10 protein-coding genes and 1 pseudogene are annotated in these 15,104 nt (G+C 65.0%); 6 read left to right on the top strand and 5 right to left on the bottom strand.

Going from position 1 to position 15,104, the window contains the following annotated elements; translation table 11 throughout:
• Nucleotides 1-12 precede the first annotated feature (12 nt).
• Nucleotides 13-1,236 carry a polysaccharide biosynthesis protein gene (locus tag J1M87_RS11395; RefSeq protein ID WP_206489687.1) on the top strand — a complete coding sequence of 408 codons (1,224 nt, stop codon included), beginning with the start codon at nt 13-15 and terminating at the stop codon, nt 1,234-1,236.
• Here J1M87_RS11395 and J1M87_RS11390 read toward each other — a convergent pair.
• Nucleotides 1,208-2,284 (bottom strand): substrate-binding domain-containing protein, encoded by a 1,077-nt coding sequence (locus J1M87_RS11390; protein WP_206489686.1) that lies wholly within the window; start codon nt 2,282-2,284, stop codon nt 1,208-1,210. The two genes, J1M87_RS11395 and J1M87_RS11390, sit on opposite strands and share 29 nt — an antisense overlap.
• A gap of 105 nt (nt 2,285-2,389) precedes the next feature.
• On the opposite strand from J1M87_RS11390, the gene J1M87_RS11385 reads away from it, so the two are divergent.
• The 3 genes from J1M87_RS11385 to J1M87_RS11375 all read left to right on the top strand — a co-directional run bounded on the left by J1M87_RS11385 (nt 2,390) and on the right by J1M87_RS11375 (nt 6,154).
• A complete protein-coding gene (locus J1M87_RS11385) occupies nt 2,390-2,827 on the top strand; it encodes a MarR family transcriptional regulator (protein WP_206489685.1) in 438 nt (145 codons plus the stop codon).
• A gap of 169 nt (nt 2,828-2,996) precedes the next feature.
• Nucleotides 2,997-4,439, top strand: coding sequence for a cytosine permease (locus J1M87_RS11380; RefSeq protein WP_206489684.1), 1,443 nt, complete (start codon nt 2,997-2,999; stop codon nt 4,437-4,439).
• Nucleotides 4,436-6,154, top strand: a complete 1,719-nt coding sequence (locus J1M87_RS11375) for a nitrilase-related carbon-nitrogen hydrolase (protein ID WP_206489683.1) — start codon at nt 4,436-4,438, stop codon at nt 6,152-6,154. Before J1M87_RS11380 ends, J1M87_RS11375 begins: the two co-directional genes overlap by 4 nt.
• Nucleotides 6,155-6,238: 84 nt before the next feature.
• Here the strand turns inward: J1M87_RS11375 and J1M87_RS11370 are convergent, their stop codons facing one another.
• Nucleotides 6,239-7,366, bottom strand: a complete 1,128-nt coding sequence (locus J1M87_RS11370; RefSeq protein WP_206489682.1) for a DUF3068 domain-containing protein — start codon at nt 7,364-7,366, stop codon at nt 6,239-6,241.
• 168 nt (nt 7,367-7,534) lie between these two features.
• Between J1M87_RS11370 and J1M87_RS11365 the strand changes: the two genes are divergently transcribed.
• On the top strand, nt 7,535-8,683 hold the full coding sequence (locus J1M87_RS11365; protein ID WP_206489681.1) for an acyltransferase: 1,149 nt from the start codon (nt 7,535-7,537) through the stop codon (nt 8,681-8,683).
• On the opposite strand, the gene J1M87_RS11360 is transcribed toward J1M87_RS11365, so the two are convergent.
• The 3 genes from J1M87_RS11360 to J1M87_RS11350 all read right to left on the bottom strand — a co-directional run bounded on the left by J1M87_RS11360 (nt 8,661) and on the right by J1M87_RS11350 (nt 13,773).
• A complete protein-coding gene (locus J1M87_RS11360) occupies nt 8,661-12,941 on the bottom strand; it encodes an alpha-(1->3)-arabinofuranosyltransferase (protein WP_206489680.1) in 4,281 nt (1,426 codons plus the stop codon). The two genes, J1M87_RS11365 and J1M87_RS11360, sit on opposite strands and share 23 nt — an antisense overlap.
• Nucleotides 12,942-12,963: 22 nt before the next feature.
• Nucleotides 12,964-13,134, bottom strand: a complete 171-nt coding sequence (locus tag J1M87_RS11355) for a DUF2613 domain-containing protein (RefSeq protein WP_080730504.1) — start codon at nt 13,132-13,134, stop codon at nt 12,964-12,966.
• Nucleotides 13,135-13,305: 171 nt separating this feature from the next.
• Complete coding sequence (locus tag J1M87_RS11350; RefSeq protein WP_206489679.1) at nt 13,306-13,773, bottom strand: universal stress protein; 468 nt, start codon at nt 13,771-13,773, stop codon at nt 13,306-13,308.
• Between the two features lie 154 nt (nt 13,774-13,927).
• Between J1M87_RS11350 and J1M87_RS11345 the strand changes: the two are divergent.
• A pseudogene (locus J1M87_RS11345) lies at nt 13,928-15,075 on the top strand (glycoside hydrolase family 3 N-terminal domain-containing protein).
• The last annotated feature ends 29 nt before the right edge of the window (nt 15,076-15,104 follow it).

Raw genomic sequence — 15,104 nt, 5'->3', positions numbered from 1 at the left:
TACCGTGGGCGCATGTCTTTCCGCGCCTCGTCCGAGGCAGACCATTCCGCCGGTGCCTCGGTCGCCGGGATGGGGATGGTGACGGCCGGTTCGATGTTCGCGAACGTGGCGGCCTATGTGCTGCAGGTGCTCGCGAGCCGGATGCTCGGCGTCGAGGGCTACGGCGAGTTCGCGAGTCTGCTTGCTGCACAGTTGGTTCTGGCAGTGCCCGCGTTGGCTTTGCAGTCGGTGGTGGCGCGTGAGGTGGTACGGGGCCGCAGTTCTCGGGAGCTGCGGACCGTGGGGTACCGCTGCGCGGCGGTGGTGGGCGTGTTGGCGCTGGCCCTGGCACCTGCCCTGTCCGCCTCGATGGATGTCTCGATGGCGTCGACGGTATCGGCGGTCATCGCTGCCCCGGTGCTGGTGCTGCTGGCCGCCGAACAGGGGTTGCTTCAGGGGCGCGGGCGATTCGGGGCCCTCAGTGTCGTACTGGCCGCCGCCGGCTTCGGCAAAGTGGCTCCGGCCGTGCTGGTGTTGGTGCTCGGTGGTGGTCCCGGTTCGGTGCTGTTGGCCACGGCCGCGGGCATCGGGGTGGTGGCGCTGGGCGCGCGATGGACCGCCGGGGTGCCGGTGCACGCGGTATCGGAAACGAAGGTCACCGTGCTGGCCGTCTTACAGGCCTCGCAGGTGCAACTGGTGCTGATCGCGATGTCGGCGCTGGATCTGGTGCTCGCTCGTGCCGTCCTGAGCACCAACGAGGCCGGCCTGTATGCCGTCGGTGCCGTTGCGTCCAAGGCGGCATTCTGGCTGCCGCAGGCCGTCGGCGTGGTGCTGTATCCGCGGATGGCGGACCCGGTGCATTCCGCCTCCGCGGTCCGATCGGCGCTGGCTGTCGTCGCAGGCCTCGGCACGGTGTTGGTGATCGGCGGCGCGGTGGCGTCGCCGCTGCTGCCGTTGGTGGTCGGCGATACGTACTCCGGTGTGCAGGGCTATGTCTGGCTGTTCGTGTTGCAGGGTGCGTGCCTGGCGGTTCTGCAGAGTGCGCTGCTCTGGGCCATCGCGGGCGAGCGCACCCACCTCGCTCTCGTGGCCTGGTTCGCCCTCGGCGTCGAAGTGGTGCTGCTGCTGTTCGTCGCGTCGACGCTGGCACAGTTCGTCACCGTTGCCGCCGTCACCGCGGCGGTGACGATGGTGGTGGTGGTCGGGTTGGTGTTGTGGGGAGGAGGCGTCAGTCGGCAGAGGGACGGATCTCGCTGAGGATCTCGAAGTCGACCTCGCCTGCCAATGCCAGGTAGATCGGTTGAGACACATGGCCGTTCGATAACGACAGACGTCCGCGGGCACCGGTGAACGTCACCGAATCGGAGATGGATTCGATCACGCTCACGTCCGCGGTACCCGCCCTGTTCAGCAGTGCGCCCAGAAGTTTGATGCCCTCGTAGCACGATTGGCCCAGGGCTCCGACGATGGGCGCGTCCACTCCGAACGCGCGGGCGAATCGAGCCGAGAATCCCAAACTGTCCTCGGTGGCCAGTGTCTCGAAGTATCCGGATGCGACGTACAAGCCATGAGTGTTGTCGCCGCCGGCCGCAATCAACATGTTCTCGTCCATCAGCGGACTGAGCCGAACGCACCGAACATCGAGACCTGCAGCTGCAAATTGTTGATGGAAATGTACGGCGTCATCGCCGAGTAGCAGCACCACGGCACCATCGGCCCCGGATCGCTCGAGTGCGGCGACGGAACCGGTGAAGTTCGTGCTTCCGACCGGCCGAAAGTCCGCATGCACCACGGCCGCGCCCAGTTCACGTAGGCGTGCGGCTGCGATAGCGGCGCTCTTGCGGGGCCAGACGTAGTCGTTGCCGACGATCGCCCAGCGCCTTCGTCCGAACTCGTGGACCAGGAAATCCAGGGCCGGGACGAGTTGGTTGGTTGGCGTTTCTCCGGTGATGAACAGGCCGGGGAAGCGATCTCCGCCCTCGTACAGTGAGGTGTAGACGTACGGAATTCGGTTCACGGTCACGGGAATGACAGCTCGTCGAACCGCCGATGTGTGCATCCCTGCGACGGCGTCCAGGGCACCTGCGTCCACCAGAGTCGAGACCTCGCCGGCCACGGCGGCAGGGTCTCGGCCACCATCGATTGCGATCAGTTCGACGGAGCGGCCGAGTACGCCATCGGCCGCATTGAGCTCGTCTCTGGCCAGCTGCGCGGACAGCTCACTCGACGGTCCGACCAGTCCGAACGGTCCGGACATCGGAAAGATCAGGCCGACCCGGAACGGGCCGACCCGATCGCTGTTCATCGTGCTGTCCATCCGATCCGGCTCGATTCAGTGTTCGCTTCGCTCTAGAATCGCTGAGGAGACTGTAGCGCCGACGGCGCACGACGAGCAGAGGGGCGCGATCGCGTGAAGCACGACGAGGCCGGCTCTGCTGCTCGTTTGCTCACGGTGGTCGAGCGGGCCGTCTCGGATCGGCTGCGCAGCGCGCTCGTCTCCTGGGAGCTCGATCTCGAAGAGTGGCGGGTGCTGTCGTTGTTGTCGGACGGCGAGGGGCACACGATGGCAGAAACGGCGGAGTTCGCCCTGCTGTCGCCACCGACGCTGACCAAGGCCGTCAATCGGCTGGTCTCCAATAATCTCGTGCATCGCCGAAACGGCACGGTGGATCGTCGCCAGGTGCTCATCAGGCTGACTGCGCGCGGCAGAGCCATGCACGACGAGGCGGCTCCGGTGATGGAGACCATCGCCGCGTCGGTGTTTGCGTCGGCGTCGGAGCGCGAGCTGTTGGAAACGCTGCTGCGCGCCCTCGAGACCAACGCGAAAGCGTCTTCGGTCACTCACTGATAGGCCTGATAGCCCCGCGTAGGGCATGTGCTGTGCCGTCTTCTTGCTGGTCGGGAACTCTCGTGATCTCTTTTTAACATATTTCACCTTGCAATAGTGTCCAGGGAAAGTATTGTTCCGTGGCAGCGCAATCAGCGCTCTACCCGCGATCCGAAGTGGACACCCGTTCATGAACATGAAGAAGTATTTCGAGGGGCCTGCGACCAGCCTCGACGATCAGATCGAAAGTTACGCAACCTCCCGCGTCCCCGATAACCAACGCTGGCGTCGTCCGGCGATTCTGCTGGTGCTCACCGGCAACGTCACCGCGATGTTCTGGTTCGCCCTCGGCGGCCAGATCGGCTTCCTGGTGGGATGGCCGATGTTTCTGATCCCCGTCGCGTACATGGTGATCGGCGCGACGATCGTCGGCAGCCTGATCATGCGCATCGCCAGCCAGGAGGGTCTGTCGCTGCCCCTGCTCACCCGTGGAATGGGCTTCGGAACCAAGGGTTCGGCAGTCGCATCACTGGTGTACGCCGTGAACTATGTCTTCTACTTCATCTTCGAGGGCAGCATCGTCTCGCACGGTCTGAGCGAAATGGCCGGGATCGACATCAATTCAGCATGGGCGACAGTGGTATTCGCCCTCGTGGCCCTGGTCGCGCTGTTCTTCTCCTGGCGCGGGATGCACTCGATGAATATTCTGCAGCGCTTCGGCATGCCAATCTTTCTGATCCTGTTCGCCATCGGCATGTACATGCTGGCCAGCGGGTACGTTCTCGTGGGCCCCGGTCAATGGGAGGCCACGGGCGGACTGACCGCAACCGCGATGTGGCAGGCTCTCAGTCTCGCGAACGGGCAGGTGGTGTTTCAGGCACTCATCGCCACCGACTACGGACGGTTCGTCAAGAAGAGCGTCAGCTATGTCGGGACGGCCGGGCTGATGCTGGCCGAATTGTTGATGATCGTCGTCGTGATGATTCTCGGTGTCTTCCTCGGCTTCACCATGCTCCGTCACTTCACCGGAAGCACTGCAACACCAGAACTTTCGGCGACCGACCCCGGGCTCTACTTTGCCGTGGTGATGGGATTGCTCGGCGTGATCTTCGCCGTCGTCACCCAGGTGCGCATCAACGTGATGAATCTGTACTCGGGATCCCTTGCACTGTCCAACGCCTGGGACGTGCTCTCGCCCCGCAAGGTCGGACGCCAGTGGTGGATGGTGGCGCTGCTCGTCGTCGGTGTGCTCTGCTATCCGGTCAACATCCTGCAGTACACCGACAAGTTCCTTGCCGTCACCGGCATCATGACCAACACCTGGATCTTCATCCTGCTCGCGGACTACTTCGTCTGCAGGCGGATGCTCGGCCTCGCACCGCGCAACAACATCGAATTTCGCGAAGGGCGCGTACGTAACTGGAACCCCTGCGGCATTGCCGCCATGGCAGTGGGTGTGGCCGTGGGTGGCCTCGGTGTGTTCGGTCTCTACCCGTCGTACTACGCCTCGTTCATTGCGATGATCCTCGGACCGATCGTCTACGTCCCCCTCACCATGGCCACCCGAGGCAAGTACTACCAACCGCCGGTCTCGGCCGGAGCTCCTGAAACCGAAAGGACTGCAGCACTATGACATTCACCGCAGCAGCCATCCAGTTCGAGCCCACGTTGTTCGCCAAGGATGCCAATATCGAGTCCCTGGCAGAGCTCGTCGAGAAGGCGGCATCGGACGGGGCGGAATTGATCACGACACCCGAGATGGCCACCACTGGTTACTGTTTCCATGACGGCGAGGAAGCGGCCACCGTCGTCGAACAGATTCCAGGGCCGACCACCGGCGTGTTCGAGGAGATCGCAGCCCGCCGCGACTGCTACATCGTGCTGGGGATGCCGGAGGTCGATCCGGACAGTGGATTGTTCTACAACAGTGCAGTTCTCATCGGACCAGAAGGAATCCTCGGAACCCATCGCAAGACGCATCCGTACATCGCCGAACCCAAGTGGGCCGCACCGGGCAATCTGGGGCATCAGGTTTTCGAGACCAGACTCGGCCGCATCGCGATGTTGATCTGTATGGATCTGCACTTCCTCGAGACGGCCAGGGTGGTCGCGCTGCAGGGCGCAGATGTCATCTGCCACATCAGTAATTGGCTCGCCGAACGGACTCCCGCCCCCTACTGGATCAGCCGGGCGTTCGAGAACAACTGCTACGTCATCGAAAGCAACCGATGGGGTCTCGAACGCACCGTTCAGTTCAGTGGCGGCACCTGCATCATCGAGCCCGACGGTACCGTCGCCCAGCGCATCGACGTCGGAAACGGCATCGTCTCGGCGCAGATCGACATCCGACGCGGCGGTTGGGGCCTACCGGAGCGCCGGCCGGAGCTGTATCGCGAACTCCAGATCAATTCGTACGCGTGGAACCCACTGGACTTCTTCACCTTGTACGGGCACGCTCCGCTACCGACCGGGGCGACATCCACGGTCAGCGTCGTCCAGTGCACGCCAGGAACATCGGTCGAGAGCAACCTTGCCGACATCGAGTCCTGGGTCGAAAGACTCTCCGGCTCCACCGATCTCGTGGTCTTTCCCGAGTTGTCGATCAGCGGGGCGGTCTCCGAGCAGCGGCCTCCGCGTGAGATTGCCGAGACCCTGGACGGGCCCTCGATCACACGGATCGCCGAACTGGCTGTTCGTCGGGATGTCTCGATCGTCGTCGGACTTGCCGAGCGCGACGCCGAGACGGGTCGGGTGTACAACTCGGCGGTTCTCATCGGTTCCGACGGAGCGTGCACGGCCTACCGACAAATTCACTTGTCCGCCGAACACAGACCGCTGTTCGCCGCGGGAGACTCGTGGACGGTCGTCGATCTGCCGACAGGACGCGTTGGAATACTGGTCGGAAACGACGCGCTGCTACCGGAATCCGGTCGAATCCTGGCGCTGCGTGGGTGCGATCTGATCGTGTGTCCATCCGCACTGGCCGGGACGTTCGTCGGATCGCATCCCGGGACCGAGATTCCCCATGCGGCCGAGGTCCCCACCGGCGTCGACGCCCTGCACTGGCACCACATGCGGGTGCGTGCGGGCGAGAACAACGTCTACTTCGCGTTCGCCAACAGCATCGATCCGAGTCGCGGAATTCATGGGCACAGCGGGGTATTCGGGCCGGATACCTTCGCATTTCCCCGAACCGAGACCATAGTCGACGGCAGCGAATCCGGCTACGCGACGTGCGTTGTGGATACCACCCATCTCGGTGGCCCGTACCCCACGACAGTGGTGCGACGCAAGGATCTCGTTCTGATGCGGCAGCCGCATCAATACGGGACGCTGTCGACTGCCTGACACACGCCAGTGGCGTGGTCGAGTGTCCGTGAGGGCACCTGACCACGCCACTGTGCGTAGCGCACTCGCTCGTGCGCGGCGGACCTACTCCTTGGAGAGATTCGTCCTCGGGATTTCTTCGGTGCGATCGGTCGTCCAATCGCGGCCCGGAGCGGGTGCTGCTCCACCGGCAGGGTTCGGACGCGGAGCGTTGTCCGCCCGGGCGGGCTGACGGTGGTCACCGTTTCCGCCGCGCAGCAGCAAGAACACTCCGGCGATCAATGCGATGACACCGAGGACACCTGCGACGATCGGAATCGTACGGCCGAAGAGTGAGATCTTGTCCTGACCGTCCTTGGCCTGCTGGATCTGGTACTCGACGGTGTTCTCGTCGAACGTGATCGGTGCTTTGAGAACATCGACCTCGGGCGTGCCTGCTTCACGCGCGTAGTACTGGTGCAGCTGCTCCTCGCCCTTGACGATCACACCGGTCTCGGGTTCGACCCACACAGTGCGGGTGTTCTCGTACCAGCGGGTCATCGTCACCGGTTCGGTGCCGCCCTCGACGCCCCAGGTGTCGGCGGGCAGCGTCACCTTGTTGGTCGGCAGGTTCACCACGGTCGACAGGTCGACCGGTCCGACGGTCTGCTGGTACTTGTACACCGGGGTGCCGTTGATCTCGGTGGCTTCGACGAAGTCGATGTCCTTGGACGCTCGCGCGTTGATGTCGAAGTACGGGTAGCTCTTCTGCTCGGCGTTGAACGGGAACTTGTACTGCAGGCCGGTGTGGGCAACTTCCTCTGCGGGCTTGTCGCCGGAAACCTGGATCGTGCCGATCGGGTTGTCGACGGGCATCGAGGTCTTGCGGTCGACGGTGACGCGGTCGACGTTGGCCGTCAGCAGCCCGGTGTCGGCCTGCTTGTCGCTGCGACGGAGAGTCTGGCCGGCCTGCAACGTCATGATGTCGGCGTTGGAGGGGTCTTCGACGGTGACGAAACGCTGCGAGACGAGCGGAACGTTCTCGTCCACCACGGCCCGGCCCGCGGCCAGCGAGCTTGAGTTGAGCACACTGCCCTCTCCGGTGGAGACGGTGGTGACCTCGAGATCCAGGGGCGTCTTCTCGAGCGCCGAGACCGTGTATGTGGGAATGAGGATGGCGGCGACCACCAGAAATGCACCCAAGCCGATGAGTACGAGGGCTACTATCCGGCTCGGCCCTGAGCGCTCCGCCATGCTGACTCTCCTTAGTTGACCGCTTCATTGGAAGACACCGCAGGCGGGATGAAGCTCAGCCCCCCGCACGATGCCCGTTTTCTATCGACACGTCGCAGGTGACAGTAACAGTCGACAGTGGTGCCGGTCTCGTCTGCGCCGGTTCGACACGGCACACTTGACGGCACCATGAGCACTCGAGTCGACTCGGCATCCGTCGTACCGCTTCGCGGGTTCGTCCCGGCACTGGAGGGGATGCGTGCGCTGGCCGCGATCGGCATCGTCGTCACCCACGTCGCCTTTCAGACCGGGGCTGCCACGTCGCCGCTGATGGGCCGGGTATGGGGCAGGTTCGATCTCACGGTGGCGATCTTCTTCGCGCTCTCCGGATTTCTGCTGTGGCGTCCGCACGCCGCGCAGGCCAGGGGGCTTGAACAGGCCCAGAGCGCCCGCCGCTACTTCTGGTCGCGGGCCGTGCGCATCCTGCCTGCATACTGGGTCGTCGTCGTGCTGGTGTTGCTGTTCCTTCCGCACGCGGGTGGGGACTACCGAGTGTGGTTGGCCAATCTGTCTCTGACGCAAGTGTTCGTGCCCCTGACGTTGACCGAGGGCATGACGCAGATGTGGTCGCTGTCGGTGGAAGTGGCTTTCTATCTGCTCCTGCCCGTGTTCGCGTGGCTGATGGTGCGCCTTCGAGGGTCGTCGGCCCGATACCGGATCTGGGTACTGCTCGGCGCAGCTGTCGTGACGCTGTCGTGGGCGTTCGTGCCGGTCACGACCGCAGACGCGATCCATCACGACAACTGGCTGCCCGGGTACTTCCCATGGTTCGCGGCCGGGATGGTGTTGGCGGAAGTGTCCGTCGGACCGCAGATATGGGTGCATCGCTGGGCACGGCGCAGATGGGTGATGCCCTCGTGTGCCGTCGCGGCCTTCGTGCTGTCGGCTACCCCGTTGGCCGGCCCACAAGGATTGGTGCGGCCCGAGCCGTGGCAGTTCGAGTTCAAGATCGTGGTGGGGGCGGTCCTCGCGTTCGCGATGCTCTCGCCTCTGGTGCTCGCAGATTCCGGCCGACGCCACCGAGTACTCGAGCATCCGGTGATGCTCACGCTCGGCCGGTGGTCGTACGGAATCTTCATCTGGCACCTGGCCGTTCTGGCGGTGGTGTTCCCGGTGTTCGGAATAGTGCCGTTCTCGGGAGGGACGTGGTTCGTGTTGGCGGTGACCCTGGCATTGTCGATACCGGTGGCCGCGGCCAGCTACGCGTTGGTCGAAGAACCTGCTCGACGACGCCTGGTGCCCCGCAAGAGTGCTGTCACTGCTTCCGCATCGCGCTGATCGCCAACGCGACAACTCCGATCAGAGACGCCAGCTGCACCCAGTAGGACCCACCGACGTATCCATCGGGAGACCGCCACGGTCCCAATGACAGCAGTGCCGCACCCAGCAGGGCGAATCCGCCTGCCACACAGACCGAGACACGGGCCGAGAGTGCTCGCCCGTAGCGGCGGTCCAGGAACACGGCACCGGCACCGAGCACGGCTACTGTGACCACCCCGGTTGTCCCGGCCAACACGATTGCTGCCGCAAGCAGGGCCACGAACGCAGCGCCGACGCTGCTCCACGGGCGCGGCGACGGGTCCGAATTCGGCACACTGTGAGGCCGCCGGATCGCGGCGAACAGCAGCGGGATCAACAGCAACAGGCCACCGAAAATGCCGAGTCGGTACCAATGGTCGGTGGTGAAATCCAACGAGACGGTGCCTGATGCCCCTGCCGGAACCAGCCAGGCCTGTTGCCACCCGTCGACGACTACGGGGGTCAGCTCCGTACCGCCGGAAGTGGTTGCGCGCCAGCCGCTGTTGTTGCTCTCCGGGATCACCAGCAGACGATCCGCGGATGCGGAGGCGAGCGTCACCTCGCGGTGATCGGCGCTCCAGGCGGTCGTCCGCGCAGGCTGCGGGCTGGAGCTGGTCGGCCACTCGGCCGGAATGGGCATGGTGCGCAAACGAATACCGTCGACGAAGAACGACGCTCCTGGTTCGACCACCACGTCCTGGCGGCCCTGGGGCAGCGAGACCGGGTTCACGAAGTTCTCGAGCGCCGGAGTAGCGGCGTCGCAGACCGAGGCTTTCAGGGGTTCGCCGGATCGGAACTGATCTGCCGTGGCAGTCACCGAGGTACGTACCGTCTGCCCGGCAATGGAGATCAGCGGACCGTTGAAGCAATCGACGGTGATCTCACGATTACCGTCGTACGGCGCACCGATCGCTTCGCCGTCGGACAGCGGTGTGACTTCCGCGAACCCGGGCGGTTGAGATTGCACGAATCCCAACGAGTTCCGATCCAACACTCCGTCCCAGTCCACGATGGACAGCACGATTTCGTCGGTCACGTGTGGCGGCAGTTCGAGTGTCGTCGAACCGTCTGCCTCGACGTCGCGTACCACCGGTCCGTTGCCGAGGTTGACCGCGACGCGGGTGGGATGGGCCGGGAGTGCCCCCAGGCTGGGGCTGAGCCGCAGCCCGTCCACCAGTGTGGGAGAGGGTAAGTCGATGGTGAGTGTGGGGTAGGTCCCGGCCCGGTCGGTGATCGACTTCTCCGGCGCGGTCCAGGACGTGCGCGGATCACCATCGGTGGCGGCGAAGGCGGAACCGCGCAGATCCGCGACGTCCGATGCCCCGGTGGCCAGCGGCCTACCCGGTTGCGCCAGCAGGGCCTCGAGTTCGGGGGATTGCCGCGTCCGTACCGTCAGCTCGGGGATGACTGCTGTGCCCATCGGCACCTGAATCGTGCGCGAGAAGCGCCCCAGTTCCTCGGGTGCCTTGGACAGGCCACTGCTACAACGGATCCGATCCTCGGTGTCGAGGCATCCGGAGCGCCCGGGGAGTTCCTGGCCGAGTTCCCAGGCCTCGACGCTCGCCCCGGCCGGGGTATCGGGCAACACCGCGCGGTGCACGATCGACACCGGCTTCGGATTGTCTCGATCGGAATAGTCGTCCACCGAGACTTCGCTGATGCCGAACTGGCTTCCGCGGGTCCCGTCGACCGTCGACTTCGCGGTGATCCGCAGCCACGGTGTGTCCCCACCGGGCAGCGATACCGTCATCGGGTCACCCGGTTTGTCCACTCGCGCAGCCGTGGACCCGTTCGGTGTGGTGATCTCCACCCATTTCACCGGGTCGCCGATCGTCCCCGGGCTGGTGCGCATGTGCAACAGACCGCCGCGTACCGGGGTATCGAAGTCCAGTTGAAGCCATTGCCCCACAGCGCGTTCGATGCCGTTGCTGATCCAGCTGGTCGCCAGATCCCCGTCCACGGCCGCAGCGACGCCGCTCCCAGGGGAACTGCCACCGATCTGCGTCGCGTCCGATGCCGAACTCGACGCCGTCAGAGTGGCACCCTCCCACTCGCCGTCCACGGTCTTCGCCCCGTACACCGGGTAATCGGGAACCTCGTTGAGTGATCGCCGAGGTTCGTCCGCAGCCCGCAGCGCAGAATTGTGATTGTCGACCTGGCCGAAGTCCGTCTCGCGGTTCATCGGCGTGTCCGTCACGGTCACCGCATCGACAGGTAGCCCGGCGGCGGCTGCGTCCGATGCCAGCAATGTGGGTCCTGCGGGTACTGGTGTGCGAATCCCGCTGTTGCGCAGTTCGTTCGAGCGCAGAATGGACTCGGGTCCACCCTGGACCACTGGAACTCGATCGAGATCGACGGTGTACGGGCCGGATGCGGGTACATTTGCCGAGCCACGCACCGAGTAGATCTCGACCGCAGGGTAGGGCGGTCTCAGATCACCGTCGAGCACGACGCCATCGACTCGACCGGGGGCGACGTCCTCACCGAATTCGGCCACCTTGGTCAACCCCGGCGAACCGTCGAGCACCTGGTGCACCGAGGCCGGACGGGTGGATCGGGAATCCTCGGGATCCAGGTCGTTACGCACGACGACGTAGCTGATGCCCTGCCCTATCAGGGTGTCGGCCAGCCCGGGCGAGGGCTGACCGTCGGCGAAGAGTCGTTGTACGGAGTCCAGAGCCCGAATGGCTCCGGGCGGAGTGAGCGGAACGGCGTCGCGGACCGCCCAGGGGGTGGTCGCGAGGGCCTGCAGTGGTTCGTCGCGAGTCAGTCCCCAGGTCTGTAGCGCGAAGGGGGCTCCGGGTACGACCAAGGCCCGCTGCGCGTCGGAGCCGTCCGGACTCGAGCCCGACGCATGGTCGGTGAGCCAGTCCGCGGCGTCGTGCCAGTACTGCGGAACTGCCTCGTACGCCCCGCGGGGAGCGAGCTTGCCCGTCCAGGCCAGCGAGGTGGACAGCGCCAGTGCCACCAGGACCAAGGCGGTGACGGCCAACATCGGGTGCTTCTCGGGGTGCGCGGCGGCCGACCGCCACTGCGGACGCGGCACGGACCCCGGTAGGGGGACGCGGCCCACCAGATGCGCCAGGCCGAGCACCAACGGAATGCGAATGACCGGCTCCAGCTTGTGCACGTTGCGTAGCGGAGCGCCCCCGGAATCGAGGAACAGCCGGACGCTGCCGGCGAACGGGCCGTCCAGGTCGCCGACGAATCCGGCTCCGAGACCGACCAAGCCGACGAAGAGCATCACCGTCAATCGGCCACGGGCAGGCATGGACCGCATCGCCAAGCCCGCGATACCCGCTGCGGCGATCAATCCGGTCGCGATGACGGCGGCAGGCTGGGTCACCAGCACGGCACCGGCCACGCGTTCGGGCGAGACGAACGGTGTCCAGCTGCCGGTACCGCGCAGCACCTCCGTCAGCGACGTCCATTGGGTGGTGGTGCCCGAGGACTCGATGTAGTCGAGAAACGGTGGCGAGACCTTGCCGAGCAGCAGCAGCGGGACGATCCACCACAGTGTCGCGAGCACCAGGAAACCCGCCCACCAGGCACCGAAGACGAACCAACGTCGATTCGGACGATGCATCAGCATCCAGATCACCGCGACCAACACCGCTGCGGCGGTCGCGACGGCATTCACCGCGCCCATCAACGCCACGGCGAGTGCTGATTGTGCGGCGGCGCGCTGCACCGTCAGTGTGGCGGGCACCGAGCCCGGATCCCGGGGTGGTTCGGCGCGATCCACTCGCAGGTAGAGCACGATCGGGATCAGTACCCACGGCGCGAGCATCATCGGCAGCGTCTCGGAGGAGATCGAGGCCAGGGTGGTGATCACGCGCGGAGACAGTACGAACGCGACGGCAGCTATCAGACGAGAGCTACGGCTACCGATGCCGAGTGCTTCGGCGAGTCGGACGATGCCCCAGAAGCCCGCGATGAGCAGGAGCGCCCACCAGATGCGTTGGGTGATCCACGGTGGGATGGACAGCAGGTCGGCACCTGCGAAGAACGCTCCGTGCGGGAAGAAGTAACCGTAGGCCTGGTTCTGCACCTGGCCCAGCGGTGCGGCACTGTTCCACTGATGCGAGGCGCGTTCGAGAAATCCGAGAGGGTTCTGCGCCAGGTCGTACTTGGTGTCGGCGACGGTGAAGCCGGGGACCTGCAGGAACGTGAGGAGAAACGCCAGAGCCGAGACGCCGAGAAGCCATTTACGGCCGAGCGGCTCGGCCGAGATCATCGAACCACGAGAGCGACCAGCGTCAGCGGCTGCCGTACTCAACCTGGTTCAGCAAGGAGGAGTCGGCGTTTCCGGTGCGATCGATATCCGGACGAGAGTTGTCGGCTGCGGCGGCGGTGACTCCGAACACGACGCCCGCACCCAGCACGGCACCGACGACGGCGGCAATGACACCCGGGACAGCGAACTTCATCTCGGTTCTCCAGTCAGTCGGCTCAGGTCAGAGATGGGTGAGGTGGACCCCCACGCGGGCATCACGGTATCACTGACAGGAGTGAAGCCTGCGGAATGACCCGATTGACCTCGAGTGAAGCCTGCGGAATGACCCGATCGACCTCGAGTGGAGGCCCGGAGAATGGGTGCGTTACTGGCCGGGCGGGACGATCAGGACCGGGCGGTGGCTGTGTCGTAGCACGTGCTCTGCCACGGAGCTCTGCAACAGTGCGCGCAGACCGGTGGCACCTCGGGTGCCGGTGACGATGATGTCGACATTCATCTCGTCGGCTTTTTCCACGATGGCGCTCCAGATGGCGGTGGTGCATTCGGTGCACTGTCCCTCCACCTCGAGGCCGGCGGCTTCGGCCAGTGCGACGCCTTCGCTGTTGGTGACTTTCGCGTCGGTGAGTGCGACGTCCTCGGCTTCGTCGTCGGGGACCCATTCGGGCTGCATGACTCCTGAGAGACCGGACATTCGCGCGGCCTGACGGACCATGGGCTCCCAGGCGGTGACGACGATCGCGCGCGAGGTGGTGAGAAACCGTCCCGCGTAGTCGATTGCTCGTTTGGCGTTGTCGGAGCCGTCGTAGGCAATGAGTATGAGATCTGCGGTCATGGTTCGAAACCCTCCTCATGTCGCGTTGGTCCAGATTACCGCTCCGGTTGGGATCGATGCGGCGTCCAGTCGCTCGGAGTGCACAACAAAACCACATCGATCCGAAACCCCGGGGCGATGGCAGCCCTTCCGTTCTCGGCTACCGTCTTGTTCCATGCGACTTCGGTTTTCGGTTCGGTCCGCTGCGGTGATGACGGTCGGTGTGGGTTTGTTGGTTTCGTGCTCCACCGAGTCCGCGCAGGTTGCGTCGACGCAGTCGGTGACAGCCGACCCGACGACGACGGTGGCCGGGAGCACCGAGATGCAGCCGGCTCCTCCGGTCGACGCGTGCGTTGCGTTCGTGGACGGGTTGTCGGAGCGGCAGCGTTTGGCTCAGTTGCTCACTGTCGGAGTCACCGGAACGCAGGACGCGGTCCAGATCATGTCGACCGAGCAGGTCGGCGGAATTTTCATCGGGAGTTGGACCGACGAGTCGATGCTGAGAAATCGGGAGGTATCTCAGGTGCTCGACGCGTCCGCGGTGGCTCCGATGGTCACGATCGACGAGGAGTCCTGGGAGAGGCGCCGTCGGCGCGGGTGTTGGCTCGGACGATGTCGGTGGACGAGGTGTATCAGGAGGCCCTCACCCGCGGCCGAGGGTTGAAGGACTTGGGTGTCACCGTGGATTTCGCCCCGGTGGTCGACGTGAGCGCGCAGCCCGACGATTCGGTCATCGGCGACCGGTCGTTCTCCGATGACCCGCAGGTTGTCATCGAGTACGCGGGGGCTTATGCGCGGGGCCTGGAGGATGCAGGAATCAAGCCGGTGATCAAACATTTTCCGGGGCATGGTTCGGGTTCGGGCGATTCGCACACCGGTGCGGTGAGCACGCCCCCGCTCGACGAGTTGAAGACCAAGGATCTGTTGCCGTTCGCTGCTCTGGACGACACCGGTGTTGGCGTCATGGTCGGGCATCTCGATGTTCCCGGGCTGACCGATCCCGGTGTTCCTGCGAGCATCAGCCCGGCGGCGATGGCGTTGTTGCGCGATGGCGTCGGCTTCGGGGCGCAGCCTTTCGACGGTCCGATCTTCACCGACGATCTCAGCGGCATGGCGGCCATCACTGCCCGGCTCGGGATCGTCGACGCGGTGGAGGCAGCGTTGGTTGCGGGTGCCGATGTGGCGCTGTGGCTGACAACCGATCAGGTGCCGGCGGTGTTGGACAATCTCGAGGACGCGGTGGCCAGTGGGCGTCTGTCGGCGGCCGAGGTGGACCAGGCCGCAGCGACGGTGGCCCGGTTCAAAGGGGCGTGCGGCACCTGATTGGGTGTACCGGACCTTACTGTGGAGTA

The sequence above is a fragment of the Rhodococcus sp. KRD162 genome, assembly GCF_017168335.1.
In the GTDB taxonomy this organism is placed as follows: Bacteria; Actinomycetota; Actinomycetes; order Mycobacteriales; family Mycobacteriaceae; genus Rhodococcoides.
This window is presented reverse-complemented; position numbering and strand designations above follow the sequence as displayed.

Bases quoted from the DNA above. Each gene is read 5' to 3' on its own strand.
- J1M87_RS11375 (WP_206489683.1), top strand. From the start codon at position 4,436: ATGACATTCACCGCAGCAGCCATCCAGTTCGAGCCCACGTTGTTCGCC.
- J1M87_RS11380 (WP_206489684.1), top strand. From the start codon at position 2,997: ATGAACATGAAGAAGTATTTCGAGGGGCCTGCGACCAGCCTCGACGAT.
- J1M87_RS11390 (WP_206489686.1), bottom strand. From the start codon at position 2,284: ATGAACAGCGATCGGGTCGGCCCGTTCCGGGTCGGCCTGATCTTTCCG.
- J1M87_RS11370 (WP_206489682.1), bottom strand. From the start codon at position 7,366: ATGGCGGAGCGCTCAGGGCCGAGCCGGATAGTAGCCCTCGTACTCATC.
- J1M87_RS11350 (WP_206489679.1), bottom strand. From the start codon at position 13,773: ATGACCGCAGATCTCATACTCATTGCCTACGACGGCTCCGACAACGCC.
- J1M87_RS11365 (WP_206489681.1), top strand. From the start codon at position 7,535: ATGAGCACTCGAGTCGACTCGGCATCCGTCGTACCGCTTCGCGGGTTC.
- J1M87_RS11395 (WP_206489687.1), top strand. From the start codon at position 13: ATGTCTTTCCGCGCCTCGTCCGAGGCAGACCATTCCGCCGGTGCCTCG.
- J1M87_RS11360 (WP_206489680.1), bottom strand. From the start codon at position 12,941: ATGATCTCGGCCGAGCCGCTCGGCCGTAAATGGCTTCTCGGCGTCTCG.
- J1M87_RS11355 (WP_080730504.1), bottom strand. From the start codon at position 13,134: ATGAAGTTCGCTGTCCCGGGTGTCATTGCCGCCGTCGTCGGTGCCGTG.